Raw genomic sequence first — 26,913 nt, forward strand, 5'->3', positions numbered from 1 at the left:
GGCCTGATCATGGCCCTGTACTTCCAGAAGATCGTCGAGGCCCTCCTCGACGGCGTGATCAACCCGATCATCGCCGCGATCTTCGGCGAGTCCACGTTCACCAACATCGGATTCGACATCGGCGACGCCCGGATCAGCATCGGTCTCGTCATCGACGCCGCGATCAGCTTCGTGGTCGTCGCGTTCATCTTGTTCTTGATGGTCAAGGCCTACAACAACATGAAGAACGCCGAGGAAGAAGAAGCCGGTCCCTCCGAGATCGACCTGCTCACCGAGATCCGCGACGGTCTGCAGAACCGCTGATCGCATGCGGGCTCGCTGGCCGGCGAGCCCGCCGATCCGCTTCAATGTGCCCTGCATGAGCAGGGCGGACCGACGAGCCACACCATCTCGAGCTGCCGTCCTGGCAGCTGCGGTGGTGTGGCTCGCTGTCGTTGCGGGGTGCGGCGGCGACGGGGCGACGTCGACGCGTGCGACGGCGATCTCCGAGACCGTCGCCATCGGGGATCTGCCCCCGCCGCTGTCCGATGTCGAACCTCCGCCGGCACCGCCGACCACACCCCCCGAATCCTCGCCGCCGACCACCGCGCCGACCGGTCCGATCGACGGTCCGATCGGCGAGCTGGTCTTCGGGAACCGCGTGCTTTTCGTCGGTGACGAGATCATGGCGTCGACCGCACCACGGTTCGACGGCGCGATGTGCGACGCCCTCAACGGCTTCGGTTGGGACGTCGAGATCGCCGCCGAGCCCGGGAGGTTCGTCGAGTTCGGGCGCCAGGTGTTCGATGTCCGGTTGTCGGAGGACGACGACGACGAGGACTTCGACGTCGTGGCGATCATGCTCGGCAACCAGTTCGACGGCGACCGCGAGGCGTTCGCCCGCCAGTTCGACGAGCTGATCGTCGATGCAGCGCCGCGCCCGGTGATCGTCTACACGCTCACCGAGGTCGACGAGGACCGAACCGCCTTGAACGAGTTCATCCGCGAACGTCCGCGGTTCCATCGCCACGTGGTCGTCGTCGACTGGGCCGAGCTGGCCGCGGCCGATCCCGACCTGCTGCTCGTCGACGGCGGGCCCCAGCTCACCGAGGACGGCAGCGACCGGCTGGTGATCTTCACGGCTGCCGAGCTCGATCGTGCTCCGGAGGATCCACCGGGGGAGTGCCTGCCGTCGATGTTCACCGACGACACCGCGATCGTGCTCTGAGGCTGCGGCGCCGACGCGGCCGTCTGCACGCGACGGTTCAGCCGCGGAGGCCGTCGATGCCCGGCACGTTGCGCACGACTGCGAAGGCGAACAGCACGGCGCCGGCGGCGACCTGGGCCCACACGGGGATGCGTGCTGCCCATCGAACCGATCTGCCGGCGGCGTGCAGCGTCCAGCCGAGCCAGACTGCGGCGAGGGAGGCGAGGATCACCACGACGAACGCGTTGAAGCGCAACGCCTGGACGATGTCGCCGCGGAAGAGATGGTGGGTGGCGCGGGTCACCCCGCATCCGGGGCACCAGAGGCCGGTCAGCGTGCGGAACGGGCAGGGCAGGAAGCCGCCGTCGGACGGATCGTCGGCGACGACGTATGCGGTGCCGGCGGCGAGGCAGCAGCCGACCGCCATCGGCGCCGCGAGCGACGGCCGCTGCGGCGAGGTGAGCGTGGCCGTCATGGGCCACCACCGTAGCCTGACGCCGTGTTGCAGGCGCGTGCGCTCTCGGTCGAAGTGGGTGGTCGCGTGCTCGTCGACGGCCTGAGCTTCACGGTCATGCCCAAGGACAAGGTCGGCATCGTCGGCCGCAACGGCGCCGGCAAGACATCGCTGTTCCGTGTGCTCGGCGGCGCGTCCGATGCGGCGTCGGGTGATGTCGTCCGCAAGGGCGGGTTCGGCTACCTGCCGCAGGACCCGCGCATCGAGGGCGACCACGACGCCCGGACGGCCGTGCAGCATGTGCTCTCGGGCCGCGGCATCGACAACGAGATCGTGCGCATCGAGAAGCTCCGGATCGCGATGGAGGAGACCCCGAGCGATCGGAACGTCGAGCGCTACAGCCGCGCCGAGGAGGCGTTCCGGATCAACGGCGGGTACTCCGCCGAGAGTGAGGCGCGGTCGCTCGCCGCCGGCCTGGGCATCGGTGAGGACCGGATCGAGTTGCCGATCGGCGTGCTGTCGGGTGGTGAGCGCCGCCGGGTCGAACTGGCGCGGATCCTGTTCGCGGGGAGCGACGTGCTGTGCCTCGACGAGCCGACCAACCACCTCGACCTCGACGCGAAGACCTGGTTGATGGGCTTCCTCCGGCAGTACCGGGGCGCGCTGCTGGTCATCAGCCACGACCTCGACCTGCTCGACGAGGCGATCACGCGGGTGATCCATCTCGACCGGCCGACCGAGGCCGCCACCGGCACCGTCGTCGAGTACCGGGGCACGTACGGCCAGTACCTCACGGCGCGCGCCGAGGACGAGAAGCGGCTGGCCAAGCAAGCGGCGCTGCAGGCCAAGGAGATCAACCGGCTCCAGACGGTCGTCGATCGCTTCGGCGCCAAGGCGACCAAGGCGTCGATGGCCCACAGCATGGAGAAGCGGATCGCTCGACTCGAGGCCGACAAGGTCGACGCGCCCAGGAACGCCAAGTCGATCACGGTGCGGTTCCCCGACCCACCCTCGTGCGGCCAGACCGTCATCGAGGCAGCGGGGCTCTGCAAGGGCTACGGCGGCCCGCCGGTGTTCGAGGACGTGGGATTCGATCTCGGCCGGGGTGAGCGGCTGCTCGTGCTGGGCCTCAACGGCGCCGGCAAGACGAGCCTCTTGCGGATCCTCGCCGGCGAGACCGACGCCGACCTCGGCCACTTCGAGTTCGGCTACCACGTCACGCCCGGCTACTACGCACAAGAGCACGACAATCTCGACGTTGCGACGACGCTGCTCGACAACATCCGCGCCGACGTGCCCGCCGACGTCAACCTGACCGAGACCGAGCTTCGCGGTCTGCTCGGCATGTTCGGGTTGTCCGGCGACAAGGTGTTCCAGGAGGCCGGCACGCTGTCGGGTGGCGAGAAGACCAAGCTCGCGCTGGCGATGCTGATGGTCGGTCGCAACAACCTGCTGCTGCTCGACGAGCCCACCAACAACCTCGACCCGCCGTCCCGCCAGGCCGTCGCCGATTCGTTGAAGAGCTGGCCGGGGTCGATCATCTTCGTCAGCCACGACACCGAGTTCGTGACCGAGCTCGACCCCACCAAGGTGCTGCTGATGCCCGACGGCGCCGTCGACTACTTCAACGACGACTGGCTCGAGTTGGTGAGCCTGGCGTGAGCGAGCGTGGCGACGCCCCCGGAGCGCGCGTGCGGTCCGTGCGCCGACGCTCGGCCGTTGCGTTCGTGGCGGTCGTGTTCGCCCTCGCCGCGTGTGCCGACCAGGGCGTGTCGACGCTCGGTGCCGTCACCAGTCCGACCGCGCCGCCCACCACGGTTCCGCCCACGACGACGTCCCCACTCGATGAGCCCGCCACGACGACGACGCTTCCCGCGACGCCGACCGTCGAGTTCGAGCCGTGTGAGGAGTCGGGGCTGGACGCGCCGTCACTCGAGTCGTGGGAGTGCGGCGTCCTGACGGCGCCGATGGATCCGGGTGACCCGAGTGGTCCCACCGTCGACATCGCCGTCACGCGCCGCCCGGGGAGCCGGAGCGGTGGTCGTGCGCTGCTCGTGTCGCCCGGCGGTCCCGGTGCGGGCGGGGTCGAGTACGTGTGGCAGTTCGCCGAGTTCCTGCCGATCGATCTCCTCCGGCTCTACGACGTCGTCTCGTGGGACCCCCGTGGCGTCGGACGGTCCGAGCCGAGCGTGACCTGCCCGCGCGGCGCGCGGTGGTCCGACACCGATCTGCTCGCCAGGTGCGCGGAGTCGACGGGGCAGCTGATGGCGCACATGTCGACCCCCAACCACGTTGCCGATCTCGAGGCCTTGCGTGTCGCGCTCGAGCAAGAGCGACTCGACTACGTCGGGTACAGCTATGGCACCTACCTGGGTGCCGCCTACGCCAACGCCCACCCCGAGGGTGTCGGCCGATTCGTCCTGGACGGGCCGGTGTCGCCGGTCAGCGGGACGCTCGACGCGCCGGTCGTGCTCGGCGAGCCCTGGTACGCGGACGACGGCTACGGCACCGCCCGTTCCCGGTTCTTCGAGCTCTGCGACGCCACGACGCTCTGCGACCTCGGCGACAGCGGTGACGCGTTCGACGCACTCGTCGTGGCGGTGCAGGACCTGCCGACCGACACGTACCCAGGTCAGCGGTCGATCGACGCACTGCAGCTCGAGGCGATCGTGGACGCTGCGATGTTCGATCCGTTCAACTGGGGTCTGCTGGCGACCGGGCTGGAGGACGCCCGAGCGGGCGACGCGTCGACGCTCGACGCGCTCGCCGATCTCTACGAGGTCTCACCCCTCTACTTCGGCGATGTCGTGGACCTGCGCGCCTCGAACGAGTCGATCGCACGATCGGTCATCTACTGCGCCGACTTCCGCAAGCACCCCGAGGTTCCCGATGTGTGTTCGGGAATGCCCGCCAACCTGTTGCAGGTCGGGGCGATCGACACCGTCGACGTCCGGCACCCGATCCTCGTGATCGGGACGGCGTACGATCCAGCGACCCCGATCCAGCATGCCGAGCAGATGCGTGACGCCCTGGGTGACGCGGTCGTGCTCAACTGGGACGGCGTGGCGCACACTGCGTTCGTGTCGAACACGTTCTGCATCGACGACGCGGTGGTCGAGTATCTGCTCGACGACGTCGTGCCCGATGACGGGACGACCTGCGACTTCGTGCCGTTCGCGGAGGGCTTGGAGGACACCGCCGAGTACCTGTTCGAGCTGCCGCCCTTCTACGCCGAGAGTCTGATCGCAGAAGCCCTGGACGGTCGTGGTGAGCGCAACGCCGACTGCCTCGCGCTCGAGCTGTCCGGCGCCGGCGACCGGGTCGCGACGCATGCGATCCTCGGCGTGGAGTCGAGTGACTACGTCGCGGCTCGCGAAGCGGCCGTGGCGGCCTGCGGGTAGGCGGCAGCCGGTTCGCCTCGGCCCTGGCTCAGCCGGTCCGGTCGCCTGCCTCGGCCTCGGCCAGCTCGTCGGGGCCGTCGAGGTCGGGTCGCAGCTCGCGGTACACCGAGCGGGCGAGGATGTGGGCGCCGACCGGCCCCGCGATCAGCTGCAGGACGATCACCAGGACGACCGCGCCGACGGCGATCGTGGTCCGGATCGTCAGCGCAGCGCCGACGCCGATCGCCAGGACGCCGAGTGCCGGCGCCTTGGCGCCGGCGTGCATGCGGGCGTAGATGTCGTCGAAGCGGACGACGCCGACGCCGGCGAGCAGGATGAACAGCGCCCCGACGATCAGGAAGATCCCTCCGATGATGTCCATCATCCGCCCCGTTGCTCGACGTAGCGGGCGAGCACGCCGGTGCCGATGAAGCCGAGCAGGGCGACGACCAGCACGGTGTCGATGCCCACCGCCGACCGCTGGTCGGCGGCGGCCACGAGCACCCCGCACATCACCGTGATCAGCAGGCCGTCGAGGGCGACGACGCGGTCGGGCACGGTCGGGCCGACCAGCAGCCGCACGACGAACAGCACGGCGGCGAGGGCGAGGATGACGTAGGCGGTGGCGATCAAGCCGGGCTCCCTTCGTCGATTCGATCGGAGGTCTGGTCGGCGAGCTGGGCTCGAGCGGCGCGAGAGCCGAACGCCCGCACCGAGAGCTCCTCGATCCGCAGCAGGTCGCGCCGGACGTCCTCGATGTCGTGGAGGTGCAGCACGTTGACGTAGATCACGGGCGGCGAACCGGCGACCTCGATCGTCATCGTGCCCGGCGTCAGCGTGATCACGTTCGCGACCGTCATCATCGCCATCCGCGACTCCGTCCGGAGCGGCACCGCCACGACACCGGCGTTGATGCGGTTGCGGGGCGTCACGATCTCCCACGCCAGCACGACGTTCGACTCGACCAGCTTGTACAGCACGTACACGCCGAACCAGAGCGTGGCGGGAAGGCTGACGCGGGCGACGTCGGCATCGCGGCGGCGGGCCAGCCGCGGCAGGCGAGCCACGGTGACGACGACGACGGCGACGACGGCCCCGCTCAGCACGTTGGCCCAGCTGAGGTCACCCCACAGCAGCACCCACAGGGCGATCAGCCACACGACGATGCCGGAGGCGCGGGTCACGGCTCGACCTCCAGGATCGCCTCGACGTAGCGGCCCGGATCGAGCAGATCGAGGCTCGCCCGCTCGGACACGTCGTAGAGCGCGCCCGCCCAGATGCTGACGGCGATCGATGCCAGCGCCAGCACGGCGGTGGGGAGCGCCATCCCGAGCGGCACCCCGAGCCGGCCCTGGACCCGCGGTTCCCGGCGTGGCTCCTCGTCCGGCTCGCCCCAGAACGCGCCCGACCAGATCTTCGTCATCGAGAACAGGGTCAGCATCCCGACGGCGAGACTGGCGGCGACGGCGATCCACGAGCTCGCATCGAGCCCGGCGTCGACGAGGGCGAACTTGGCGAGGAAGCCCGAGAAGGGTGGCAGGCCGGCCAGGCTCAGCGCCGGTACGGCGAACAGCACGGCGACGATCGGTGCCGACCGCACGAGCCCGCCGACCTCGGAGAGCCGGCTCGAACCCGCCCGCCTCGCCACCAGCCCGCTGACGAGGAACAGCGCGGTCTTCACGATGATGTGGTGCACGATGTAGAAGACGGCGCCGGCCACGCCGGCCACGGTGAACAGCCCGAGCCCGAAGATCATGTAGCCGATCTGGCTGATGATGTGGAACGCGAGGATGCGTTTCATGTCGTCCTGGGCGATGGCGCCGAGCACGCCGACGACCATCGTCAGCACCGCCACGACCACGAGCACCGTGCCCATCCAGTCGGGCGTGTCGAACAGCAGGGTCTGGGTGCGGATGATCGCGTAGACGCCGACCTTGGTGAGCAGGCCGGCGAAGATCGCCGTGACCGGCCCGGGCGCCGTCGGGTAGCTGTCGGGCAGCCAGAAGAACAGCGGGAACAAGCCGGCCTTGATGCCGAACACCACGAGGAGAGCGAGCGCGAACGCGTTGCGGACGCCCGGATCGACCTCGCCGAGGCGAACGGCGAGGTCGGCCATGTTGACCGTGCCGGTGCTCGCGTAGAGCAGGGCGAGCATCGTGATGAAGAGCGTCGATGCGACCAGGCTGATGACGACGTAGCTCATGCCCGACCGCACCTGGTCAGGTCGCCCGCCGAACGTGATCAGCACGTAGCTGGCCGCCAGCATCATCTCGAACGCCACGAACAGGTTGAACAGGTCGGCGGTGACGAAGCTCGCCGACACGCCGGCGGCGAGCACGAGGTAGACCGGGTGGAAGCCGACGCGGCGGCTCTCCTCGCCGGCCTGGCCGATGGCGTAGAGCAGCACGGCGAGCAGGACCAGTGACGACACGACGAGCATTAACCCGGCCAGCCGGTCGACGACGAGGCTGATGCCGATGCTGGCCGGCCAGCCGCCGGAGCGGTGCACGACGAAGCCGTCGTCGTCGGCGCCGACGAGGAGCGCGATGCTCACGCCGAACACGGCAGTGAGCGCCCCGACGCTGATCACCCGTTGTGCGGCACGGAAACGGCCGGTCACGATCGACAGCGCAGCTGCGATCAGCGGGACGACCACCGGCAGGGGGACGAGTGTGCTCATGGCGTCCCTCCGGTCGGGACCTCGCCGTCCTCGAAGTCCGTCGCCGGCGCCTCCTCGATCGGCTCTCCTTCCGCGCCCTCGGCCGCCCGTCGGGCGACCAGGCGGTCCTCGACGTCGTCCTCGACCCGGTCGTCGCGTGTCAGCTGCCAGCTGCGGAAGCCCAGCGCGAGCAGGAACGCCGTCACACCGAACGTGATCACGATCGCCGTCAGCGCAAGCGCCTGGGGGAGGGGGTCGGCGTAGTCGCCGGTGCCCTCGCCGATGATCGGCGAGCGGCCCGGCCCGCCACCGCCGGTGACCAGCAGCAGGTTGGCGCCGTGTCCGAGCAGGCCGATGCCGATGATGATGCGCGACAGCCGGCGCTGCATGAGCAGCCAGCTGCCGCAGGCGAACAGCACGGCCGTGACGAGCGCCAGCAGCACCGTCACGTTCCCACCGCCGATGCTGCGACAGGCGCAGCCTCGTCTGCGCCGTTCTCGTCGTCCGGTTCGGCGTCGTCGCCGAACGCCTCGTAGGCCATCAGGACGAGCCCGACGACCACGAGGTACACGCCGATGTCGAAGGGCAGGGCCGACGTCGTCTTGACCGTGCCGAGGATCGGCAGCTCCTCCTCGAAGTCGGCGTGCTCGAGCAGCGAGTTGCCGGTCAGCAGCGGCACGATCGCCGTCGACGCCGCGACGATGAGGCCGCCGCCGAGCACGGTCCACGGCTTGACGCGCAGCGACTTGCGCACCGCCGACACCCCACCGGCCACGTACCGCAGGCTGATCGCGGCGCCGGCGGTGAGCCCACCGACGAACCCGCCGCCGGGTTGGTTGTGGCCGGCGAACAGGAAGTACAGCGACAGCACGAGGATGCTGCCGAACAGCAGGCGCGACGACGTGTCGACGACGGGCAGGCGGGCGAATGGGGCGTGGCCACCTCCGCCGGCGGCGCCGGGTCGCCGTGCCACCCGTGCCAGGGCCACGAGGCCGAGCCCGGCCACGACGAGCACCGTGATCTCGCCGAGCGTGTCGAGACCACGGAAGTCGACGAGGATGACGTTGACGACATTCGAGCCCTTGCCGTCGGGCACCGAGCGCTCGAGCATCTCCTCCGACACCGACGGCCGGGCGACGTCCTGGCGCGCGTCGGTCGCGACCAGCGCGAGCACGAAAACGCTGATGCCCACCGTCACGGCGACTGCGATGCGGACGGGCGCCGTGACGGCGGCGCGCGGATCCGCGAACCGGCGCGGCAGGAACCGCAGGACGAGCACGAAGAGCACGGTGGCGAGCGTCTCGATCGCGAACTGCGTGAGCGCGAGGTCGGGCGCGCCCTGCACCACGTAGAAGCCCGCCATCGCCAGCCCGACGCCACCGAGCAGCAGCGCCGCCGCGATGCGCCGTCGGACGATGGTCGCGCCGAGCGCCGCAGTCACGATGACCACGGCGATCGGGATGTGCTCCCACGGTCCGACCCAGTCGGGGAGGTCGCCGACCTCGCCGATCGCCGGCACGGCCGGCGCGATCGCCGCCACCCCCAGGATGACCATCAGGTACACCGGGAGTGACCCGTTCTGGACGATCCGCGTGCACCGCTTGGCGAACGCCAGCGTCCCCGTCACCGCAGCCCAGAACACCCGATCGCTGTCGGGCAGCGGCGCGATCACGCCGTGGAACGCGACCTGCGCACGCTCGACCGCCGCACGGGCGACGACCAGCGCAGCGCCGGCACCGATGATCACGAGCGACAACACGAACGCGGTGTTGAAGCCGGCCCAGAGCACGACGTCCTTCGGCTTGGCGGCGGCGTCGATCGCCGTCGTGCCGGCCCGCACGAGCTCGTCCACCAGCACGGGGGCGACGCCCGCCGCGAGCGAGAACGCCGCGAGCAGCACGGCCGGGCCGGCGAACGACCACGTTGGGGCCGGCGCAGTCGGGGTCGCGGGCTCGTGCTCGTCGGTGCCGAGCCGTCCCATGACGCCGAGCACGAACCGGCCCGAGTAGGCGAACGTCAGGATCGACCCGACCACGAGCACGACCACCAACGCCGTGGCGCCACCGAAGTCGCCGTCGAGGGCGGCGTCGAGGCCCTTCTCCTTCGCGATGAACCCGAGGAGCGGCGGGAACCCGGCCATCGACGCGGCGGCGAGCACGCTCACGACGACGATCGGGCGCCACGCCGTGCCGAAACCGTGCAGCCGGCGGACGTCGCGCGTCCCGACCTGGTGGTCGACGATGCCGACGACCATGAAGAGTGCGGCCTTGAAGGCACCGTGAGCGAGCAGCACGATCACGCCGGCCTGGGCGAGGGCGGACGCTCCCATCCCGAACAGCAGCATCATGAAGCCGAGCTGGCTCACCGTGCCGTATGCGAGCAGCAGCTTGAGATCGTGCTGACGCAGTGCCCGCCAGCCACCGACGATCATCGTCGCCGAGGAGACGACGAGCACGAGGGTTCGCCAGCTGCCGACGTCGGCGAGCGCCGGCGAGAGGCGGGCGACCAGGTACACCCCGGCCTTCACCATCGTGGCGGCGTGCAGGTAGGTGCTGATCGGCGTCGGCGCGACCATCGCGCCGGGCAGCCAGCCTGCGAACGGCAGCTGCGCCGACTTCGTGAACGCTCCGACCAGGACGAGGACGACCCCGACCTCGACCGTCGTGCCGGACGGTGCCGCGGCGACGAGCTCGCTCATGCGATAGGTGTCGGCGGCCTGCCCGATCAGCACGAGGCCGGCCAGCAGCGCCAACCCGCCGGCCCCGGTGATCAGCAGCGCGTTGAGCGCCGAGTCGCGCGTGCGCGGGTTGGTGTCGTCGTTGCCGATGAGGAGGTAGGAGGTGACCGACGTCAGCTCCCAGAAGACGAACAGCGCCAGGAGGTGGTCCGAGAGGACGACGCCGAGCATCGCGCCGGCGAACAGCGTCAGCAGCCCGGCGAGCCGCGCGGTCCCGGGCTTCGGGTGTGAGAAGTAGCCGACGGCGTAGATGCAGACGAGGAGGCCGATGCCCGACACGAGACCCACCATCACCACCCCGAGCGCGTCGAGTCGGAGCTCGAGCGCGAGGTCGAGTTGCGGGATCCACTCGATGCGCTGGCTCGCGGGCTCGCCGTCGATGGCATCGCCGGCGCGGGTGGCTAGCCAGCCGAGCGAGACGAGCGGAGCGATGGCGGCGATCGCGAACCCACGCCGACCGAGGCGGTCCCCGGCCGCGACGATGCCCGTACCGAGCACGAGGTGGAGGAGCAGGACGGTCAGGATCAAGACGGTGACGCCGACCCGACTTCCCGGCACGCCTCGGTTGTTGCGCGAAGACTACCGGGAGAATCCACCAACTAGATTGACCTATTTCAAATGGTATGTCTAGAATGGCACATATGGATGGTCAGACGTATCCCGCCATACGTTCCGTCATGACCCGGAGCGCTCAGACGCACCTCGACGACCTCGTCGCCCGGGTCGGCGCGCTGAGGGGTGTCGAGCCCCATGTCAGCCCGTCGATCCGCGAGGACCTGCTCGCCGAGCTGCACCGCCTCGACGGCGACCTCGAGCGACTCGCCCGCCGCTGCGCAGCCGGCGCCTCCGTGACGCTCGACGACTTCCGGTCGTACCAGCGGCGCTACCTCTGGCTGCGCGAGCGCTTGCACCCCGTCACCGAGAGGAGAGCTGCATGACCGCCTTGTCGATCGCCCTCGTCTGGTCGGCCTGCGGCGTGATCGCCGCACTGACCGACGGGCACGAGCGTGCCGGCGCCTGGGTGGCGGCCGGGGCGCTCATGGGCCCGCTGTGGCTGATCGTCTGCGCCGACCGCCCGGTCGCGGATCGGCTGCAGCCGGTCCGGATCGAGCTGCGTCCGTCCCGTCTCCTGCCTCGCGATCGCCCGCAGCGTCGCGGCCGTCGGCCGGTCGCGGCGTGATCGTCCGAGGCGGTGCGCCGCAAAGCACCCAATCCAAGACCTATGATCGGATCATGGCGTTGCCCGGCCACACGCGCCCGTCATGGACCTTCTTCACCAACCACGCCCACGTCCTGATCGCGATCAGCCGCGACCCCGGGCTTCGGCAACGTGACATCGCCCAGCTCGTCGGCATCACCGAGGGGGCGGTGCAGCGCATCCTCCACGACCTCGAGGCCGGCGGGTATCTGCGGCGCGAGCGGATCGGGCGGCGTAACCGGTACCACGTCGAGGCCGATCAGCCGCTCCGGCACCCGCTCGAGTCCGACCGTTCGGTGGACGACATCCTCCGGACGGTCAACGAGCCGGCCGAGATGAGCCGCACCGCTTCCTGACCGCCCGGCGGCCGGTTCACTCGTCGCCGACCGGACGCAGCTGGGCCTCGTCGACTCCATCGACGACGCCGGTGATGCGAGCGCCCAGGAACGTCACGACGGCCGCACGGCGCGTCGGCGCAGGGCGAGTCCGGCGTCACCGCCTCCGGTGATGTGGCCGCGATCGCGGGCGACGATGTCGTCGACGCTCGGGGTGAACGGGTCGTCGGTCATGCGGCCCCCTCCAGCGACGGCCGTAGGACGCGAGCCCGAGTGGCACCCCAGACGGCCGGGTCGATCGGGACCGTGTCGACCCGGGCGGCGCGCAGTCCGAGACGTCGGGCGGCCTCGACGTTGGTCTCGTTGTCGTCGACGAACAGCACGCGCCGCCGAGCGGACTCGGCGACCAGCTCGTCGAAGGCGGCGGGTGTCGGCTTCGCCGCACCGATGGCGTCGGAGACCAGCACGCGCTCGAACCGGTCGGCCAGACCGAAGCGCTGCAGCCGCGGGAGCAGCCACTCCGAGCGGTGGTTCGACAGCAGCCAGAGCGGCCGATCACCGGCGGTGACGGCATCGAAGAGCGGGCCAGGCTCGAATCGGGCCTCGAGCTCTGCCTCCAGCACGCGGTGGTCGAGGCCGGGAGCGAGCTGCGCCCACAGCTCGCGACTCGTCAGCCGGCCGCCCCAGAACGGCTCGCGCCAGACGCCCTTCCAGCGGCCCCAGTGCTCGGCGGGGTCGAACCCGCACCGGATGGCGAGATCGCGAACGAAGCCGGGGAAGGGGCGATTGAATACCACGCCGTGGGCATCGAGGACGATCAGGTCGCGGCGTTGCATGTCGCTCATGCGGCCTCCGGGCGGGAGGGATCCGTCCCGGAGGCCGGCGCTACGGGCGGCGACGCGGCCGCCCGAGCGACGATCTCGTCGACGATGTCCTGCGTCATCTCGCCGGCCAGACCGACGTCGACCACGCCGGTGCCGGTTTCGGCGGCGGTGTCGACGAGGTGGTCGCTGATGGCTCGTATCCGATCGAACGACCCCACGTGGCGCTCGCCGCCGCGCAGTGGCTCGGACGTTGCGCGCTGGCGGAGGTTGGCGGCGTGGGTGCCCGCCGGTGCGATCGCGAGGCGCTCGACGACGATCGGCGCCGCCGGGTGATCGGCGAGTGCGGTGGTCAGCGCACCGGGCACGAGGTGGACGCCCTCGGCGATCATCGAGCGGTGCTCAGCGGCCAGCCGCTGTGCGACCGACGTCATGGCCGACGTCACCACGTCGCACTGACGGTCGAACGACGCGAACCCGTCCCGACCGGGAGCGTCTGTGAGCTCGAACGTCGAGGCGTGGAGCTCGGAGAGGACGGCTGCGGGGACCACCGTGCGGAGAACCTCCCGGATCGCATCGGTGGTGACGATGCGCGTGATGCCCAGCCGGACGGCGAGCCGGGTGGCGAACGTGCTCTTGCCGACGCCTGGGGCACCGCCGAGTGCGATCACGAGCGGGCGACCGGTTCGTTTGGCGGTGCGCCACGCCATCCACCGCTCGGCGATCGCGTCGCCGCCCTCCCGCGACCGCAGGATCGCTTCCGTGATCTCGACGAGCTCCTCGGCCGGCAGCTCCCGGCCGCTGTCACGGTGCAGCTCGGCCTGGATGGACGACGCCAGCCGGTACGCCTCCTCGGTGCTGACGCCGGTCGCCAGCAGGCTGGTGGCCATGATGCCCCGCGAGTAGGGGAGGCGTTCGCCGCTGCGATCGACGACGACGATCGACGGGTCGGTGAGCTGGAGATCGAGGGGCATGGTGTCCTTCCGGCGGTCGAGGAACTCTCCCCTCACCATACACACAAATCCAAAAGAGGTAAACACAAAAGACCTATTACAGATATGATATCTGCATGTCGATGCGAACCTTCCACGCCCTGCCCGACGCCCCGATCACGAGCCTCCCTTCGTTCCTCGAGGCCGGCGGGGGGCTGGGGTTGCGTCGCGCCCTCGAATCCGGACCGGCTGCCGTCCTGGACGCGATCGACGAGGCCGGCGTGCGCGGCCGCGGGGGCGCCGGCTTCCCCACCGGACGCAAGTGGCGCAGTGTCCTGTCGGAGCCGACGCGCGGCGATCGCGTCGACGTCGTCGTCAATGCCGCCGAGGGCGAGCCGGGCACGTTCAAGGACCGGGCGCTGTTGCGAGCCAACCCCTACCTCGTGCTCGAGGGTGCGCTCGTCGCCGCTCACACGGTCGGTGCCAGCCGCGTGATCGTCGCCACCAAGGCGGCCTACGCAACCGAGTTGTCGGCGCTCGAGCGCGCCGTCGGCGAGCTCCGGGAGGCCGGCTGGCTGGACGGCGTCGAGGTGGTGGTCGTGCGCGGGCCCGATCACTACCTCTACGGCGAGGAGACCGCGCTGCTCGAGGTCATCGAGGGGGAGGAGCCGCTGCCGCGTCACCTCCCGCCGTACCAATACGGACTCTTCTCGGCCGAGCCCCAGCTCGGCTGGTCGGCCGGCACCGACGACGGGAGCGGTGGGTCCAACCCCTCGCTCGTCAACAACGTCGAGACGTACGCCCACGTGGCACTCGTGATGCAGCACGGCTCCGAGTGGTACCGCTCGTTGGGCGCCGACTCCTCGCCCGGGCCGACCATCGTCACGATCACCGGCGATGTCCGGCGTGCCGTCGTCGCCGAGGTCGAGCTCGGTCATCCGCTGCGCGAGGTCATCGACGAGCTCGCGGGCGGGGTCGGTCCGGGCCGTCGCATCAAGGCGGTGCTGTCCGGCGTGTCGAACCCGGTACTGGTCGGCGACGCGCTCGATGCGCCCATGACCTACGAGGCGCTCGCGGCCGCTGGCGGGGGGCTCGGCTCGGCCGGGTTCGTCGTGTACGACGACACGCGCAACATGGTCGATGTCGCCCACCAGGTCTCGCGGTTCCTCCATGTCGAGTCCTGCGGGCAGTGCAACGCGTGCAAGGGCGGCACGTTCGACATCACGGTCGCGCTCGAGCAGCTGGTCCTGGACGGCGAGATCTCCGAGCGTGCGCTGTGGCGGCTCCGGCGGAGCCTCGAGACGGTCACCGACGGCGGTCGGTGCTATCTGCCCGTCCAAGAGCAGCGGCTGATCACCAGTCTGCTGCAGCGCTTCCCCGACGATCTCGACGAGCGGGCAGGCGGTGCGCCGGGCGACCCGGACGTCGTGCTCCCGAAGCTCGTCGACCTCGTCGACGGCGTCGCCGTCGTCGACGCCGAGATGCTCCTCAAGCAGCCCGACTGGACCTACGCCGAGACGCCCGTCCGGCTCGGTCCTCGCGTCGTGAGGGAGCCGGCGGTGTGAGCGCGTGCCTCAGCCGAGGCTGACCCTCGCGACCCGCTCGGACGCCTCGGCGCGAACCTGTTGGAAGAAGTCGTTGCCCTTGTCGTCGACGACGATGAACGCCGGGAAGTCGCGCACCTCGATCTTCCAGATCGCTTCCATGCCGAGCTCGGGGTACTCGAGCACCTCGACCTTGGTGATGTTGTCGAGCGCCAGTCGAGCGGCTGGTCCGCCGATCGATCCGAGGTAGAAGCCGCCGTGCTCCTTGCACGAGTCGGTCACCTGCTGTGACCGGTTGCCCTTGGCGAGCATGATCATCGAACCGCCCGCTGCCTGGAACTGCTCGACGTACGAGTCCATCCGACCCGCCGTGGTCGGGCCGAACGATCCCGACGCGTAGCCCTCGGGTGTCTTGGCGGGACCGGCGTAGTAGATGCAGTGGTCGCGCAGGTAGTCGGGCATCGGTTCACCCGCGTCGAGGCGTTCCTTGATCTTGGCGTGGGCGATGTCGCGGCCGACGACGATCGGCCCGGTCAGCATCACGCGGGTCCTCACCGGGTGGTTCGACAGCTCGGCGAGGATGTCGGCCATCGGCCGGTTGAGGTCGACGTGGACGACCGCCTCGTCGTCGAGGTCCTCCTCGGTGGTCTCGGGCAGGAAGCGGGCCGGGTCGGTCTCGAGCTGCTCGAGGAACACGCCGTCGCGGGTGATCTTGCCGAGCGCTTGCCGGTCAGCCGAGCACGACACCGCGATCGCGACCGGGCAGCTCGCACCGTGACGCGGCAGCCGCACGACGCGCACGTCGTGGGCGAAGTACTTGCCGCCGAACTGGGCGCCGATCCCGGTGGTCCGGGCGAGCTCGAGCAGCTTCCCCTCGAGCTCGAGGTCTCGGAAGCCGTGCCCGAGCGCGGACCCCTCGGTCGGGAGCGAGTCGAGGTACTTGGTCGACGCCAGCTTGGCCGTCTCGACCGCGAACTCGGCCGACGTGCCACCGATCACGACCGCCAGGTGGTACGGCGGGCAGGCCGCCGTCCCGAGGGTCTGCATCTTCTCGAACACCCATGGCAGGAGCGTCGCCTCGTTCAACAGCGCCTTGGTCTCCTGGTAGAGGAAGCTCTTGTTGGCGCTGCCGCCGCCTTTGGCGATGAAGAGGAACTTGTAGGCGTCGCCGTCGACCGCCGAGATCTTGATCTCGGCGGGCAGGTTGTTGCCGGTGTTGCGCTCCTCGTACATGGTGAGCGGGGCCATCTGGCTGTAGCGCAGGTTGCTGGTGAGGTACGTGTCCTCGATGCCCCGGGCGACGGCCTGCTCGTCGCCGCCGCCGGTGAACACGAACTGGCCCTTCTTGCCCTTGACGATGGCGGTGCCGGTGTCCTGGCACATCGGGAGCACGCCGCCCGCCGAGATCGCTGCGTTCTTCAGGAGGTCGGTGGCGACGAACCGGTCGTTGGCGCTGGCCTCGGGGTCGTCGAGGATGTCGCGCACCTGCTGCAGGTGCCCGGGCCGGAGGAAGTGAGCGATGTCGTACATCGCAGCGGCCGTGAGCGCCCGGATCGCCTCGGGTTCGACCTTGAGGAACGTGCCCTCGGGTGTCTCGAACGTCGACACGCCATCGGTCGTGACCAGCCGGTAGGGCGTGTCGTCGTCGCCGAGGGGCAGCAGTTCGGTGAACGCGAATTCGTCGTCAGCGGACATGGCCAAACCCTACGTGCGCGGTGCGGGGGCGACACAGGTGACCGCGTTCAGACGAGCTGGCGGATCAGCAGGGTGAGGGCGGACGCGGCACAGGCGACGAGGACGTACGTCCGCACCCGGGCAGGTGGCAGCCGTGCGATCGTGTACTTCCCGCTCCAGAGCCCGAGCAGGATGCCGGGCACGAGCAGCAGGCCGAGCTGGAGCTCGCGCTCGCCGATCACGCCGGCGACGACGAGACCGGTGATGGTCATCGCCGATCCGATCGTGTTGAAGGCCGCCAGGGACGACCGGAGCACCCGCGGGTCGGCGTGCTGGTACGTGATCGCCATCGGCGGTCCGCCGATCCCCGCGGCCGTGCCGGTGAAGCCCGCCGCCGTCCCGGCGACGGTGAGGCTGTTCGGCGTCGGGGTGAACCGCACGCCGCCGGCCGACGCAGCGACGGCGAGCAGGACCGTCACGCCGATGATCGATGCGATGACCCCGGCCCCCGCCGTCGCCGCGACCCAGGCGCCCACGACGGCCCCGACCAGGCGGCCCGCCGAGGCGCGCCCGATGCCGCCGCGGTCGACGTGATGGTGCTCGCGGACGGTCATCCCCACGACGAGCGGCACGTTGGCGAGCACGAGTGCGCCGGGCACGAAGTCGGCGTCGATCAGCGTGAGCGTGGGGGCCGCCAGCAGGCCGAGCCCGATGCCGATCGATGCCTGCAGCCCCGAGCCGACCAGCACGATCACGACGCACACGAGCGCGAGCCAGACGTCGAGGCCGATGATCTGGGCGGCGACCACCTCAGCGGTCCTTGAGACGCCTGGGCGCCGCGGTGGCGGGGTCGTCGGGCCACTGGTGCTTCGGGTAGCGACCGGCGAGCTCCTTGCGGACCTCGGACCAGCTGCCGGCCCAGAAGCCGGGAAGGTCGGCGGTGACCTGGATCGGTCGGTCGGCGGGGGAGAGGAGGTGCAGCACGATCGGCCGCCCGCCTGCCTCGGGGTGTTCGGTCGTTCCGAAGAGGTCCTGCACCCGGACGCTGGCCGATGGCTCGTCGCCGTCGTAGCCGATCGGCACGGCGCGGCCCGTCGGCAGCTCGAGCGCCGGTGGCGCGAGGCGATCGAGGTCCGCGCCCTCGGGCCACGGGAGCTGTGACCGGAGCACCGTCGCGAGATCGACACCTTCGAGGTCGGCGCGGCGTGTGGCGCCGGGGAGGTAGGGCGCCAGCCACTCGTCGAGCGTCGCGGTGAGCCGTTCGATGCTCCAGTCGGGCCACGGCTCGCCGAGCGTGCGATGGAGGAAGTCGACGCGCTGGCGGAGCGAGATCGAGGCACCCGACCAGCCGAGGATCGCGAGCCCGGTCGCTCGGACGCGGTCCATCAGGGCGGCGGTCGTGGCGTCCCCGGGCGACGGTCGCCGTGTCGTCGCGCCGAGCTGCATCGCGCCGAGCCGCCGCTCGACCCGCTCGACGAGATCGTCGCGCCCGGTGTCCCACTCCAGCCGCGCGGCCTCCTCGACCTCATCGCCGAAGGCCATCGCGACCTCGTCGGCGTCGAGGCCGGCAGCGAGTCGGATTCGGGCTCGGCCGCGCCGGCCGTCGAGATCGGCGGCGACGACGAACGGCTCGTGCGCCAGCACGTCGTCGTCGGGCAACCAGGCGCCCTGCCCGTTGCGCAGCTGGAACTGGCCGGGCCGCCGTCGCGCGGCGAGCCGATCGGGGAACGCGGCGAGCAGCACCGCGCCCGCTCGGTCGGCGTCGATCAGGTCGGTGTCGAAGCGCACGCCCAGCCGCCGAGCGATGTCGGCCGCGCGGTCGCGGAGCCGCCGGACGGCTCGGCCGTCGGCGAGGTCGTGGCCGCCTCGCCCGGCGATCAGGCGGAGCCTGAGGCCGAGGTCCGTCGGCACCTCCTCGGACCGACCGCGCATCACGTCGCGCTCGTCGATCACCGCAGCGAGCGCGCAGCCGAGCGGTGACGGCTCGGCGACCAGCATCCGGGCGAGGCGGGGGTGAACGGGCAATCCGAGCATCGAGCGACCGGTGTCGGTCAGCCGCCCGCCCGCGAGCGCGCCGAGCTCGGTCAGCAGCTGCTGGGCCGACCGGACGGCCTTGGCCGGGGGCGGCGTCATGAACGACAGGTCGTCGATCGGGGTGCCCCAGGCGGCGACCTCGAGGACGAGTCCGGCGAGGTCGACGTCGTCGATCTCGGGGGTCCGGTGGGCCGCGCGCGATCCGTGCTCGACCTTGCTCCACAGCCGGTAGGCGGCCCCGGGTTCGAGCCGCCCGGCGCGGCCGGCTCGCTGATCGGCCGACGAGCGGCTGGTGGTGATCGTCGTCAGGCGCGTCATGCCGGTCCGGACGTCGAAGCGGGGGGCACGTGCGAGCCCGGAATCGACCACGACGCGCACGCCTTCGACCGTCAACGACGTCTCGGCGATGTCGGTCGCGAGCACGACGCGACGACGACCGGGCTGCGGACCGGCCAGGGCGGCGTCCTGCTCGGCCAGCGACAGGGCGCCGGCGAGCGGATGGACGTCGACATCCGACCCGACGGTGCCCTCGAGCGCCTGCTTGGTGCGCATGATCTCGCCGATGCCCGGCAGGAACACGAGCACGTCGCCGGGTTCGTCACGGAGCGCCTGCTGCACGGCAGCAGCGGTCGCGGCCTCGATGCGGTCTCGTCCGCGGCGCGGCAGCCATCGCACGTCGACCGGGTGCATCCGGCCGTCACTGGCGACGACCTCGACATCGGGGAGCACCGACGTCAGTGCGGCGGTGTCCGGAGTGGCGGACATGGCGACGATCCGGAGATCCGGACGGAGCGTGGCCGCGGCGTCGAGCGTGAGCGCGAGGCCCAGGTCGGTGGTCAGATTGCGCTCGTGCACCTCGTCGAAGATGACGACGCCGACGCCTGGCAGCTCGGGATCGTTCTGGAGCCGGCGGGTCAGGATCCCCTCGGTGACGACCTCGATGCGCGTCGACCCGCTCAGTCGTCGCTCGTCGCGAGTCTGGTACCCGACCGTCGAGCCGACCGGCTCGCCGAGGAGGTCGGCCATGCGCCGGGCCGCGGCTCGGGTGGCGAGCCGGCGTGGCTCGAGCACGACGATCCGCTGACCCGCCAGCCACGGCTCGTCGAGGAGCGCGAGGGGCACGAGCGTCGTCTTGCCGGCTCCCGGCGGGGCCACCAGCACCACCTGGCGTTTGGCGGACAGCGCGCGGCGGATCGCGTCGAAGGTCTCGACGACCGGGAGGTCGGGGAGGTCGGGACGGCGCTCGCTGGCGGCCACGCTCAGCCGAGCGCTGGCGAGCCGGCGAACGGGCCCGGATCGCCGGGGGCGGGAATCGTCGGTGCCCGCCAGCTCGTGGTGGCCGCGACGGCCTCGGCGACCTCGCGCCATTCGTCGGCGTTCCACCCCTCGGCGATCGCGACGGCCTCGGCGTCGACCCGGATGAACACGAACGCCGGCAGTTGGGTGAGGCCCATCGCGGTCACGACCGAGCGGTCCGGGTCACAGAACACCAGGAACTCGTCGGCCAACGGGCCGAGGAATGTCCGTGTGTCCTCCGCTCGGGCGGTGACGATGAAGTTCACGCGGGCGTGCGAGCCCCGCAGCTCCTCGAGGATGCGCACGGCGGTCTTCAACAGCCACGAGCTCTCGTTCGTGTAGGGGTCGAGCACGACGCTGGCCAGGTGGAACGTGGTCAACCACTCCTCGAGATCACGTGGTTGACCGTCGAGGGGGGCGAGGGTGAGATCGGTCGGCAGTTTCGTCACCACGGGGCCGGATCGTAGCTGGGTGCCCCATCTGCGCCAGCATCACCTACCGTACGAGCGTGCATCCGATCGAGCATCTGCGATACGTCGCACGGGCGCGCGGTGCAGACGCCTCGGCCCTCGTTCGTGAGGCCGCCGTGGCCCTCGGGTCGCTTCGGGCCGATCCGGCGGGGCTGGTCGTCGCCTGTCGCCGGATCGTCGAACGGCACCCTGATGCGGGCCCGTTGTGGTGGCTGTGCGCCCGCCTGCTCACCGCCGACGACCCGAACAGCCTCGCCTGGGAGCTCGCCGACGAGATCGAGGACGACCGGACGCCCAGGGCGGTCGCCGCCGCACTGCCCGACGAGGCCACGGTGCTGACGATCGGCTGGCCCGATGTCGCCGGGGCCGCACTGATGCGGCGAGGCGACGTCACCGTGCTGTGCGCCGACAGTCGTCACGAAGCCTCGTCGTTCATGCAGCGCCTCGAGCGCTACGACGTCGAGTGCGAGCCGATCCCTGCCGAGTCGCTGGCGCGCGCGGCGTCGATCGCGGACGTCGTGTTGGTCGAGGCCGTGGCTGCGGCGCCGTCGCGTGTGCTGGCCCCCGTCGGGTCGCACGTCATCGCTGCCGTGGCCCGTTCGGTGGATGTCCCTGTGTGGTTGGTCGCCGGCATCGGCCGCCGCCTGCCGATCGAATACGTCGACGCGATCGCCGAGCGTGTCGTGCGCGAGTCGGCGGTCTGGGATCTCGACGTCGACGATCTCCCGGTCGGCCTCGCGACGCACGTCGCCGGTGCCGAGGGTCTGAGCGACGACGTCGACTCGGCGCTGCGCCCCGACGTTCCGTGCGCGCCCGAGCTGCTCAGAGCGAGTCCGTTCTGACGAACCACCACTCGGCGACGGGCCGATCGATCGGTCAGAAGCCCTGGTGGGCGGGCGGGTAGCCCGTGAGCTCCTCGATCACCGCCTCGGCCTGGGCCTTGCGCGGCTCCATGACGTAGATGCGCGCCATCGGCTCTCGGGCGCCGAACCGGAGGTGCGAGGTGAAGTCCTCGCTCATGACGGCGGGGATCTCCCGCTCCCACAACTCGTGGAGCACGAGCTGGGCCTGCCACATGGGGAGCCAGGCAGCCTCGGAGGTCCGCTCGGGGTCGGGCGGCCTGGGCGGGTGCTTCCCGAACGCCCAGTTGAGGAAACCCATACGACAACAGTAATCGCCGGGTGCGGCCGCCGCTGCTCGTGCTCGGAGCGCTCGTGAGCAGCTGGGGTCTGCGGGCGAACGAACGGCTGGGCTCCCTCGCGCGCCGGTAGCGTCGGGTCGATGAACCGGCGGGTCGTTCGGCTGAGTGTCGTGGTGCTGCTCACCGCAGCGGCCTGCAGCTCGGGCGACGACGACGCCGGCGGGTCGGTCGAGGCGTGGTGCGCGGTCGCCGAGCGGATCGAGACCGCCGAGGACACGTTCGGCGACGAGATGTTCGACGAGGACGGCGCCCGGGGGGCGTTCGACGAGCTGAGTGCGATCCTCGCCGAGGGCCGCAATGTCGCGCCGGCCGCGATCTCGGGCGACGTCGACGAGATGGCCGACGCCGTCGATCGCTTCTCTGCGATCTTCGACGGCGTCGACTTCGACCTCGCCCGGGCCGACGACGATCAGCTGGCCGAGCTCGAGGCGCTGTCGTTCGAGCTCGACGACGCGTCTGCCGGCATCCGTGCGTTCAACGACGCCGAGTGCGAGCCGAGCGAGGCCGGGATCGCTGACGCAGTGAGTGGCACCGACGCCGCCGCCCCCGGGGCCGAGGGTGAGACGGCGTCGCCGGCAAGCACCGCGCCGCCGGCATTCTCCGGGGATGCCGACTCCCCCTGGTGCGTCGCCGCCAGGGACGTCGACATCACCGCCACGACCTTCGCGGCGGCGATGACCTCCCCGCCCGACCAGCTCGAGTCGTTCGTGACCGACGCACTCGGGCTGCTCGAGGCAGCGCAGCCCGACGCGCCCGCCGAGCTCGCCGGCCCCGTCGACACCACGGTGTCCGGTCTCCGAGACCTCGACGCCGCACTGCGCGACGCCGGCTACGACCTGCTCGACGCCGACCTCACGGCCTTCAATGCCGCCGCCGGCGATCTGGTGGTCGCCGGCGAGGTGATCGAGCGCTACAACGTCGAGGTGTGCGGCGTCGAACGGGTCGCCGGCGCCGGCGATGCGGTCGAGGCCGGCGACGGCGATGTCGACGACATGATCGGCGGCTCGATCCGCCAGCAGATCCTCGATCAGTTCACAGATCTCGGATTCACCCAGGCAGAGGCCGAGTGCGTGCTCGGCGAGATCGATGTCACCGACCCCGACCTCACCGAGGACTTCGGTGCATTCGCCGACGCGTTCGCCGCGTGCGGCGTCGACGTCGCCGACGACGCCCTCGTCGACGCCGATCTCGTCCAACAGTTCGCCGAGGACCTCACGGCCGAGCAGGTGAGCTGCCTGGTCGACCGGCTCGACCTGTCCGATCCCGCCCTGCTCGACGACCCGGTCGCGATCGCGGGCGTCCTCACCGAGTGCGGCGTCGACGTGTCCGCCCTGTTGGCCGGATGACCCGCCAGGATGGTGTGATGAGCCGATTCGATGCAGTGCTGTTCGATGCGGGCGGGGTGCTCGTGCTGCCCGACCCCACCGTGCTCGTCCCACTGCTCGCTCCGCTCGGCGGCTCCGAGCGCGTCGACGATCATCGGCGCGCCCACTACGCGGCCATGGCGCGCAAGTCGCTCGTGGGCTCGGCCGAGCGTGACTGGGACTCGTACAACGACGTGTACGTCGCCTCGGTCGGCGTGCACACGGCCGAGCTCGAGCACGCCGCAACGCTGCTCGACGCCACCCGGAGCGCCCATCTCTGGCGGTGGGCGATCCCCGAGACGGTCGCCGCGCTGGCGGCCCTGGCTGCCGCCGGCGTGCCGATGGGCGTGGTCTCGAACGCCTCCGGTCAGATCGAGGACCAGCTGCGGCGAAGCCGGATCTGCCAGGTCGGAGACGGCGACGGCGTTCCGATGCGGGTCGTCGTCGACAGCCACGTCGTCGGTGTCGCGAAGCCCGATCCGGCGATCTTCGACCACGCGCTGCCGCACTTCGACGGCTTCAGCCGTGATCGGGTGCTGTACGTCGGCGACTCGGTCACGATGGACATCGGCGCCGCCACGGCGGCCGGCCTGCATCCGGTGCTGATCGACCCGTACGACGACCACGACAGCGCCGACTTCGAGCGCATCCGTGCCGTCGGCGACATCGTCGACTGGTTCTGAACGTTACAGATGGTGTCAGACACCATCTGTAACGTCGGGTCAGGCGGTGAGGCGCCGCGCGATCACCTTCAGGCACAGTGTCTCGTCGGCGCCCTCGAAGATCGAGAGGACCCGGGCGTCGACGAACAGACGGCTGACCTCGTACTCCTCGGCGTAGCCGAACCCACCGTGGATCTGCAGCGCTTCGCGGGCCACCCACTCGGCGGCCTTGCAGACGTAGGCCTTGATCATGCTGGCCTCCATCGCGCCCTCGTCCCGGGCCATCATCTGGCCGACGGCGTAGGCGAACTGGCGGCTGGCCTGGATGATCATCGCCATCCGTCCGAGCTTGGCCTGCGTGAGCTGGTACTCGATGATGTTCGAGCCGAAGACGTTGCGGTTCTCGGCGTACTCGACCGCTGCCTCGTACGCGGCCTGCATCACGCCGACCGCCCGCGCCGCCGTCTGCAGCCGGCCGTTCTCGAACCCGGCCATCTGGAGGTAGAAGCCCTTGCCGAGCCCGTCGTCGCCGCCGACGAGGTTCTCGGCGGGCACCCACCAGTCCTCGAGCGCGATCTCGTAGGAGTGCATGCCGCGGTACCCGATCGTGTCGATCGGGCGGCCCTCCATCTTGCCCACGCGCTCGGCGCCGTCGACGGTCACCGGATCCTGGCTGAACTGGAAGCCGTGCGCCTCGCCGCGCGGCTTCGGCACGATGAAGAGGCTGAGGCCGCGGTGGCCCTTGCTGCGGTCGGGATCGGTGCGGGCGAGCAGCGCCAGGGCTTCGGCGCGGGCGCCGAACGTGCACCACGTCTTGACGCCGTTGATCACGTAGCCGTCGGCGCCGTCAGGACCGGTCGCCGGGGTCGCGGTGACCTTGATGCCGGCGACGTCGGAGCCGTAGTCCGGTTCGGTCACGGCGACAGCGGGCATCACCTCGGCGGCAGCCAGCTTGGGCAGCCACTCGAGCTTCTGCTCCTCGGTGCCGCCCTTGACGAGGGCACGGGTGAGGATCTCCGGACGCGTGATCAGCGAGCCGCCGATGCCGAGGCTGGCCCGGCTGAGCTCTTCGGTGGCGACCACCATCGCGGTGTACTCGTCATCGCCGCCCTCGCTGAACCCGCCGTAGTCGGCCGGCACGGACAGCCCGAACGCACCGATCTCGGCGAGCCCGCTGACGATCTGCTCCGGCACGTCGCCGTTCGTGCGGTGCACGTGCTCGGCGTGGGGGGCGACGACGTCGGCGGCGAACGCCCGGAACGTGTCCTGCACCATCTCCATGTCGTCGTTGAGATGGCGAGGACCCGGCGTCGTGGCGAGCGATGCGAGGAACTCGGGATCGCGGTAGCGGGCGACGAAGTCGCTGGCGATCGATGCCGAACCGACGCCCCACAGCGTCTCGCGGCCGATCAGCTTGGTGCTGAGATCGTGGATCGCGTCGGCCGCGAAACCACAGGTCAAGCGGGCTTCGACCTCGCCCTTCGCGCCGTAGTCGAGCAGACCTCGCGCCGTGGTGATGCCGGCACCGGCGTGTGCGAGCTCGTAGGCGAAGACCTGTTGCTGGTCCGGGCCGCCGAGCTCGGTCAGCCGCGTGATCGCAGCGGCGATGACCTGCTCGGCCTCGGTGAGCGCGGCGGCCGCCGCGTCGAGGTCGCCGGCGAGTGCTGCGCCGGATGCGGGGGAGGCGCCACTGGCCGCGCCCGTGGCGTTCGCGTCGATGATCGTGTCGGCCATGGGTCCAACTTACCGCGCAGTAACCGTGCACCGCCTGGTCGAGTCGAGCTGCCAACCTGTGACGCATGGCGAGCGTGTGCGTGTTCTGCGGGTCCAACGACGGTGCCGACCCGGCGTTCCGATCGGCGGCGAGCGAACTGGGCGCCGCACTGGCCGGCGGCGGGCACCGATTGGTCTACGGCGGCGGCCGTGTCGGGCTGATGGGTGCGGTGGCCGACGCAGCGCTCGCAGCCGGCGGCGAGGTGCTCGGCTTCATGCCCGAGGCGCTGGTCGAGCGCGAGATCGGCCACAACGGGCTCACCAAGCTGCTGGTCACCGACTCGATGCACACCCGCAAGGCGGCCATGGCCGATCATGCCGACGGCTTCATCGCCTTGCCCGGCGGCTTCGGCACGCTCGACGAGGTCGTGGAGATCTTGACCTGGAACCAGATCGGCACGATCGCGAAGCCAGTTGCGTTCCTCGACGTCGACGGCTACTTCGGCTCGCTGTTCCGCTTCTTCGACGACGCGGTCTCATCGGGACTGATCAACGACATGCACCGCTCGATGGCCCAGCGCGCCGAGACGATCCACGACGCGATCGGCATCGCCACCGGCCCGGCTCCCGGCAGCCCGAGCAAGTGGACCGATCCCTCGGTCCGCTGAGCGGATCAACCGCGTTGATCGAGCAGCCAGTCGCTGATCTGCTGCACGAAGGCGTGGAGCTGCACCACGTCGTTCAGTGAGTCGAGCACGACCTGGTCGTCGACTTCCACGTACTGGTGCACGAGCACGTTCCGGAACCCGACGCCGCGAGCGAGGCTCGCCGCCAGGTCCTCGTCGATGACGCCGTGCGCGCCGAGCGACCGGATCGCGGCTGCGTTCGTGTCGGGTGCGGGGTGGCGCTCCGACGAGGTGATGTGCTGGGCGACGTCGATGCAGCCCTCGATCGCCGTCACGAACAGGTACTTCACGCCGTCGAGCCACAGCTCGTGACGGTCGCCCACGGGCGTCTTGGCCGCTCGATCCAGGCGAGCCGCTCGATCCCCGACGCTCCGCAGGAGCCGCGCGACGCGGCCCTCATCGACCATGGGCGGCCGCCTCCAGGAAGTCTCGGTGTGCGCGCTCGAACCGCGGCCGCTCGTCCAGCCAGATCTTGCGGGTGTCGGCGACCCAGCGCACGCGGGCGGGCGGATCGTCGTCGAACAGCAGCTCGCCCTCGAGCGCGATCCGCCCGGCGAGCTCGAGCGG

General features: G+C 70.7%; 28 protein-coding genes. 12 read left to right on the plus strand and 16 right to left on the minus strand.

Annotated features, from left to right (window positions below):
• Both QNJ12_RS09965 and QNJ12_RS09970 read left to right on the plus strand, forming a co-directional pair.
• The coding region (locus tag QNJ12_RS09965; protein ID WP_300622385.1) for an MscL family protein at positions 1 to 303 on the plus strand (303 nt) is incomplete at its 5' end.
• Between the two features lie 55 nt (positions 304 to 358).
• The gene (locus QNJ12_RS09970; RefSeq protein ID WP_300622386.1) at positions 359 to 1,207 is read left to right on the plus strand and encodes a hypothetical protein; all 849 of its coding nucleotides are present in this window, start codon (positions 359 to 361) and stop codon (positions 1,205 to 1,207) included.
• Positions 1,208 to 1,244: 37 nt separating this feature from the next.
• Here the strand turns inward: QNJ12_RS09970 and QNJ12_RS09975 are convergent, their stop codons facing one another.
• On the minus strand, positions 1,245 to 1,661 hold the full coding sequence (locus tag QNJ12_RS09975) for a DUF2752 domain-containing protein (protein ID WP_300622388.1): 417 nt from the start codon (positions 1,659 to 1,661) through the stop codon (positions 1,245 to 1,247).
• Between the two features lie 24 nt (positions 1,662 to 1,685).
• Here QNJ12_RS09975 and QNJ12_RS09980 point away from each other — a divergent pair, with 24 nt between their 5' ends.
• Positions 1,686 to 3,302 carry an ABC-F family ATP-binding cassette domain-containing protein gene (locus QNJ12_RS09980; RefSeq protein ID WP_300622389.1) on the plus strand — a complete coding sequence of 539 codons (1,617 nt, stop codon included), beginning with the start codon at positions 1,686 to 1,688 and terminating at the stop codon, positions 3,300 to 3,302.
• 38 nt (positions 3,303 to 3,340) lie between these two features.
• Positions 3,341 to 5,041, plus strand: a complete 1,701-nt coding sequence (locus QNJ12_RS09985; RefSeq protein WP_300622391.1) for an alpha/beta fold hydrolase — start codon at positions 3,341 to 3,343, stop codon at positions 5,039 to 5,041.
• A gap of 28 nt (positions 5,042 to 5,069) precedes the next feature.
• Here the strand turns inward: QNJ12_RS09985 and mnhG are convergent, their stop codons facing one another.
• The 6 genes from mnhG to mbhE are packed head-to-tail and all read right to left on the minus strand — an operon-like array spanning position 5,070 to position 10,974.
• Entirely contained in the window at positions 5,070 to 5,405 is a 336-nt protein-coding gene (mnhG, locus tag QNJ12_RS09990) for a monovalent cation/H(+) antiporter subunit G (RefSeq protein WP_300622393.1), read from the minus strand.
• Positions 5,402 to 5,653, minus strand: coding sequence for a monovalent cation/H+ antiporter complex subunit F (locus QNJ12_RS09995; protein ID WP_300622395.1), 252 nt, complete (start codon positions 5,651 to 5,653; stop codon positions 5,402 to 5,404). Before QNJ12_RS09995 ends, mnhG begins: the two co-directional genes overlap by 4 nt.
• A complete protein-coding gene (locus QNJ12_RS10000) occupies positions 5,650 to 6,204 on the minus strand; it encodes a Na+/H+ antiporter subunit E (RefSeq protein WP_300622397.1) in 555 nt (184 codons plus the stop codon). The genes QNJ12_RS09995 and QNJ12_RS10000 overlap by 4 nt, the downstream gene beginning before the upstream one ends.
• Positions 6,201 to 7,700 (minus strand): Na+/H+ antiporter subunit D, encoded by a 1,500-nt coding sequence (locus QNJ12_RS10005; protein ID WP_300622399.1) that lies wholly within the window; start codon positions 7,698 to 7,700, stop codon positions 6,201 to 6,203. The genes QNJ12_RS10000 and QNJ12_RS10005 overlap by 4 nt, the downstream gene beginning before the upstream one ends.
• The gene (locus QNJ12_RS10010) at positions 7,697 to 8,128 is read right to left on the minus strand and encodes a sodium:proton antiporter (RefSeq protein WP_300622401.1); all 432 of its coding nucleotides are present in this window, start codon (positions 8,126 to 8,128) and stop codon (positions 7,697 to 7,699) included. The genes QNJ12_RS10005 and QNJ12_RS10010 overlap by 4 nt, the downstream gene beginning before the upstream one ends.
• On the minus strand, positions 8,125 to 10,974 hold the full coding sequence (gene mbhE / locus QNJ12_RS10015) for a hydrogen gas-evolving membrane-bound hydrogenase subunit E (RefSeq protein ID WP_300622403.1): 2,850 nt from the start codon (positions 10,972 to 10,974) through the stop codon (positions 8,125 to 8,127). Before mbhE ends, QNJ12_RS10010 begins: the two co-directional genes overlap by 4 nt.
• 119 nt (positions 10,975 to 11,093) lie before the next feature.
• Between mbhE and QNJ12_RS10020 the strand changes: the two genes are divergently transcribed.
• The 3 genes from QNJ12_RS10020 to QNJ12_RS10030 are packed head-to-tail and all read left to right on the plus strand — an operon-like array spanning position 11,094 to position 11,970.
• A complete protein-coding gene (locus QNJ12_RS10020) occupies positions 11,094 to 11,354 on the plus strand; it encodes a hypothetical protein (protein ID WP_300622404.1) in 261 nt (86 codons plus the stop codon).
• Positions 11,351 to 11,596 (plus strand): hypothetical protein, encoded by a 246-nt coding sequence (locus QNJ12_RS10025; RefSeq protein ID WP_300622406.1) that lies wholly within the window; start codon positions 11,351 to 11,353, stop codon positions 11,594 to 11,596. Before QNJ12_RS10020 ends, QNJ12_RS10025 begins: the two co-directional genes overlap by 4 nt.
• Positions 11,597 to 11,649: 53 nt before the next feature.
• Positions 11,650 to 11,970, plus strand: a complete 321-nt coding sequence (locus QNJ12_RS10030) for a helix-turn-helix domain-containing protein (RefSeq protein WP_300622408.1) — start codon at positions 11,650 to 11,652, stop codon at positions 11,968 to 11,970.
• Between the two features lie 209 nt (positions 11,971 to 12,179).
• On the opposite strand, the gene QNJ12_RS10035 is transcribed toward QNJ12_RS10030, so the two are convergent.
• On the minus strand, positions 12,180 to 12,794 hold the full coding sequence (locus tag QNJ12_RS10035) for an HAD family hydrolase (protein WP_300622411.1): 615 nt from the start codon (positions 12,792 to 12,794) through the stop codon (positions 12,180 to 12,182).
• Positions 12,791 to 13,744: an ATP cone domain-containing protein gene (locus QNJ12_RS10040; RefSeq protein WP_300622412.1), complete on the minus strand. Its 954-nt coding sequence runs from the start codon at positions 13,742 to 13,744 to the stop codon at positions 12,791 to 12,793. Before QNJ12_RS10040 ends, QNJ12_RS10035 begins: the two co-directional genes overlap by 4 nt.
• 95 nt (positions 13,745 to 13,839) lie before the next feature.
• Between QNJ12_RS10040 and QNJ12_RS10045 the strand changes: the two genes are divergently transcribed.
• Positions 13,840 to 15,267 carry an NADH-ubiquinone oxidoreductase-F iron-sulfur binding region domain-containing protein gene (locus tag QNJ12_RS10045; RefSeq protein WP_300622414.1) on the plus strand — a complete coding sequence of 476 codons (1,428 nt, stop codon included), beginning with the start codon at positions 13,840 to 13,842 and terminating at the stop codon, positions 15,265 to 15,267.
• Positions 15,268 to 15,276: 9 nt separating this feature from the next.
• On the opposite strand, the gene QNJ12_RS10050 is transcribed toward QNJ12_RS10045, so the two are convergent.
• From QNJ12_RS10050 to QNJ12_RS10065, 4 genes are read right to left on the minus strand one after another with little or no spacing between them, the layout of a single operon-like run.
• Positions 15,277 to 16,941, minus strand: coding sequence for a fumarate hydratase (locus QNJ12_RS10050; RefSeq protein ID WP_300622416.1), 1,665 nt, complete (start codon positions 16,939 to 16,941; stop codon positions 15,277 to 15,279).
• A gap of 47 nt (positions 16,942 to 16,988) precedes the next feature.
• A complete protein-coding gene (locus QNJ12_RS10055; RefSeq protein ID WP_300622418.1) occupies positions 16,989 to 17,729 on the minus strand; it encodes a sulfite exporter TauE/SafE family protein in 741 nt (246 codons plus the stop codon).
• Position 17,730: 1 nt separating this feature from the next.
• A complete protein-coding gene (gene hrpB, locus QNJ12_RS10060; protein WP_300622419.1) occupies positions 17,731 to 20,211 on the minus strand; it encodes an ATP-dependent helicase HrpB in 2,481 nt (826 codons plus the stop codon).
• A 2-nt stretch (positions 20,212 to 20,213) separates the two neighbouring features.
• Positions 20,214 to 20,702 (minus strand): hypothetical protein, encoded by a 489-nt coding sequence (locus QNJ12_RS10065; protein WP_300622421.1) that lies wholly within the window; start codon positions 20,700 to 20,702, stop codon positions 20,214 to 20,216.
• 56 nt (positions 20,703 to 20,758) lie between these two features.
• On the opposite strand from QNJ12_RS10065, the gene QNJ12_RS10070 reads away from it, so the two are divergent.
• A complete protein-coding gene (locus QNJ12_RS10070) occupies positions 20,759 to 21,562 on the plus strand; it encodes a hypothetical protein (protein ID WP_300622422.1) in 804 nt (267 codons plus the stop codon).
• Between the two features lie 34 nt (positions 21,563 to 21,596).
• On the opposite strand, the gene QNJ12_RS10075 is transcribed toward QNJ12_RS10070, so the two are convergent.
• Positions 21,597 to 21,881, minus strand: coding sequence for a hypothetical protein (locus QNJ12_RS10075; protein WP_300622423.1), 285 nt, complete (start codon positions 21,879 to 21,881; stop codon positions 21,597 to 21,599).
• Positions 21,882 to 22,001: 120 nt separating this feature from the next.
• Between QNJ12_RS10075 and QNJ12_RS10080 the strand changes: the two genes are divergently transcribed.
• Together QNJ12_RS10080 and QNJ12_RS10085 are read left to right on the plus strand one after the other, a co-directional pair.
• Complete coding sequence (locus QNJ12_RS10080) at positions 22,002 to 23,267, plus strand: hypothetical protein (protein ID WP_300622424.1); 1,266 nt, start codon at positions 22,002 to 22,004, stop codon at positions 23,265 to 23,267.
• Positions 23,268 to 23,284: 17 nt separating this feature from the next.
• Positions 23,285 to 23,968 carry an HAD family hydrolase gene (locus QNJ12_RS10085; protein WP_300622425.1) on the plus strand — a complete coding sequence of 228 codons (684 nt, stop codon included), beginning with the start codon at positions 23,285 to 23,287 and terminating at the stop codon, positions 23,966 to 23,968.
• Between the two features lie 39 nt (positions 23,969 to 24,007).
• Here the strand turns inward: QNJ12_RS10085 and QNJ12_RS10090 are convergent, their stop codons facing one another.
• Entirely contained in the window at positions 24,008 to 25,681 is a 1,674-nt protein-coding gene (locus QNJ12_RS10090; protein ID WP_300622427.1) for an acyl-CoA dehydrogenase family protein, read from the minus strand.
• 65 nt (positions 25,682 to 25,746) lie between these two features.
• Here QNJ12_RS10090 and QNJ12_RS10095 point away from each other — a divergent pair, with 65 nt between their 5' ends.
• Positions 25,747 to 26,328: a TIGR00730 family Rossman fold protein gene (locus QNJ12_RS10095; RefSeq protein ID WP_300622429.1), complete on the plus strand. Its 582-nt coding sequence runs from the start codon at positions 25,747 to 25,749 to the stop codon at positions 26,326 to 26,328.
• 5 nt (positions 26,329 to 26,333) lie between these two features.
• On the opposite strand, the gene QNJ12_RS10100 is transcribed toward QNJ12_RS10095, so the two are convergent.
• Positions 26,334 to 26,669, minus strand: a complete 336-nt coding sequence (locus QNJ12_RS10100) for a DUF86 domain-containing protein (protein ID WP_300622431.1) — start codon at positions 26,667 to 26,669, stop codon at positions 26,334 to 26,336.
• Positions 26,670 to 26,913 lie beyond the last annotated feature (244 nt).

This window comes from Ilumatobacter sp., assembly GCF_030065885.1.
Taxonomy (GTDB): Bacteria; Actinomycetota; Acidimicrobiia; order Acidimicrobiales; family Ilumatobacteraceae; genus Ilumatobacter.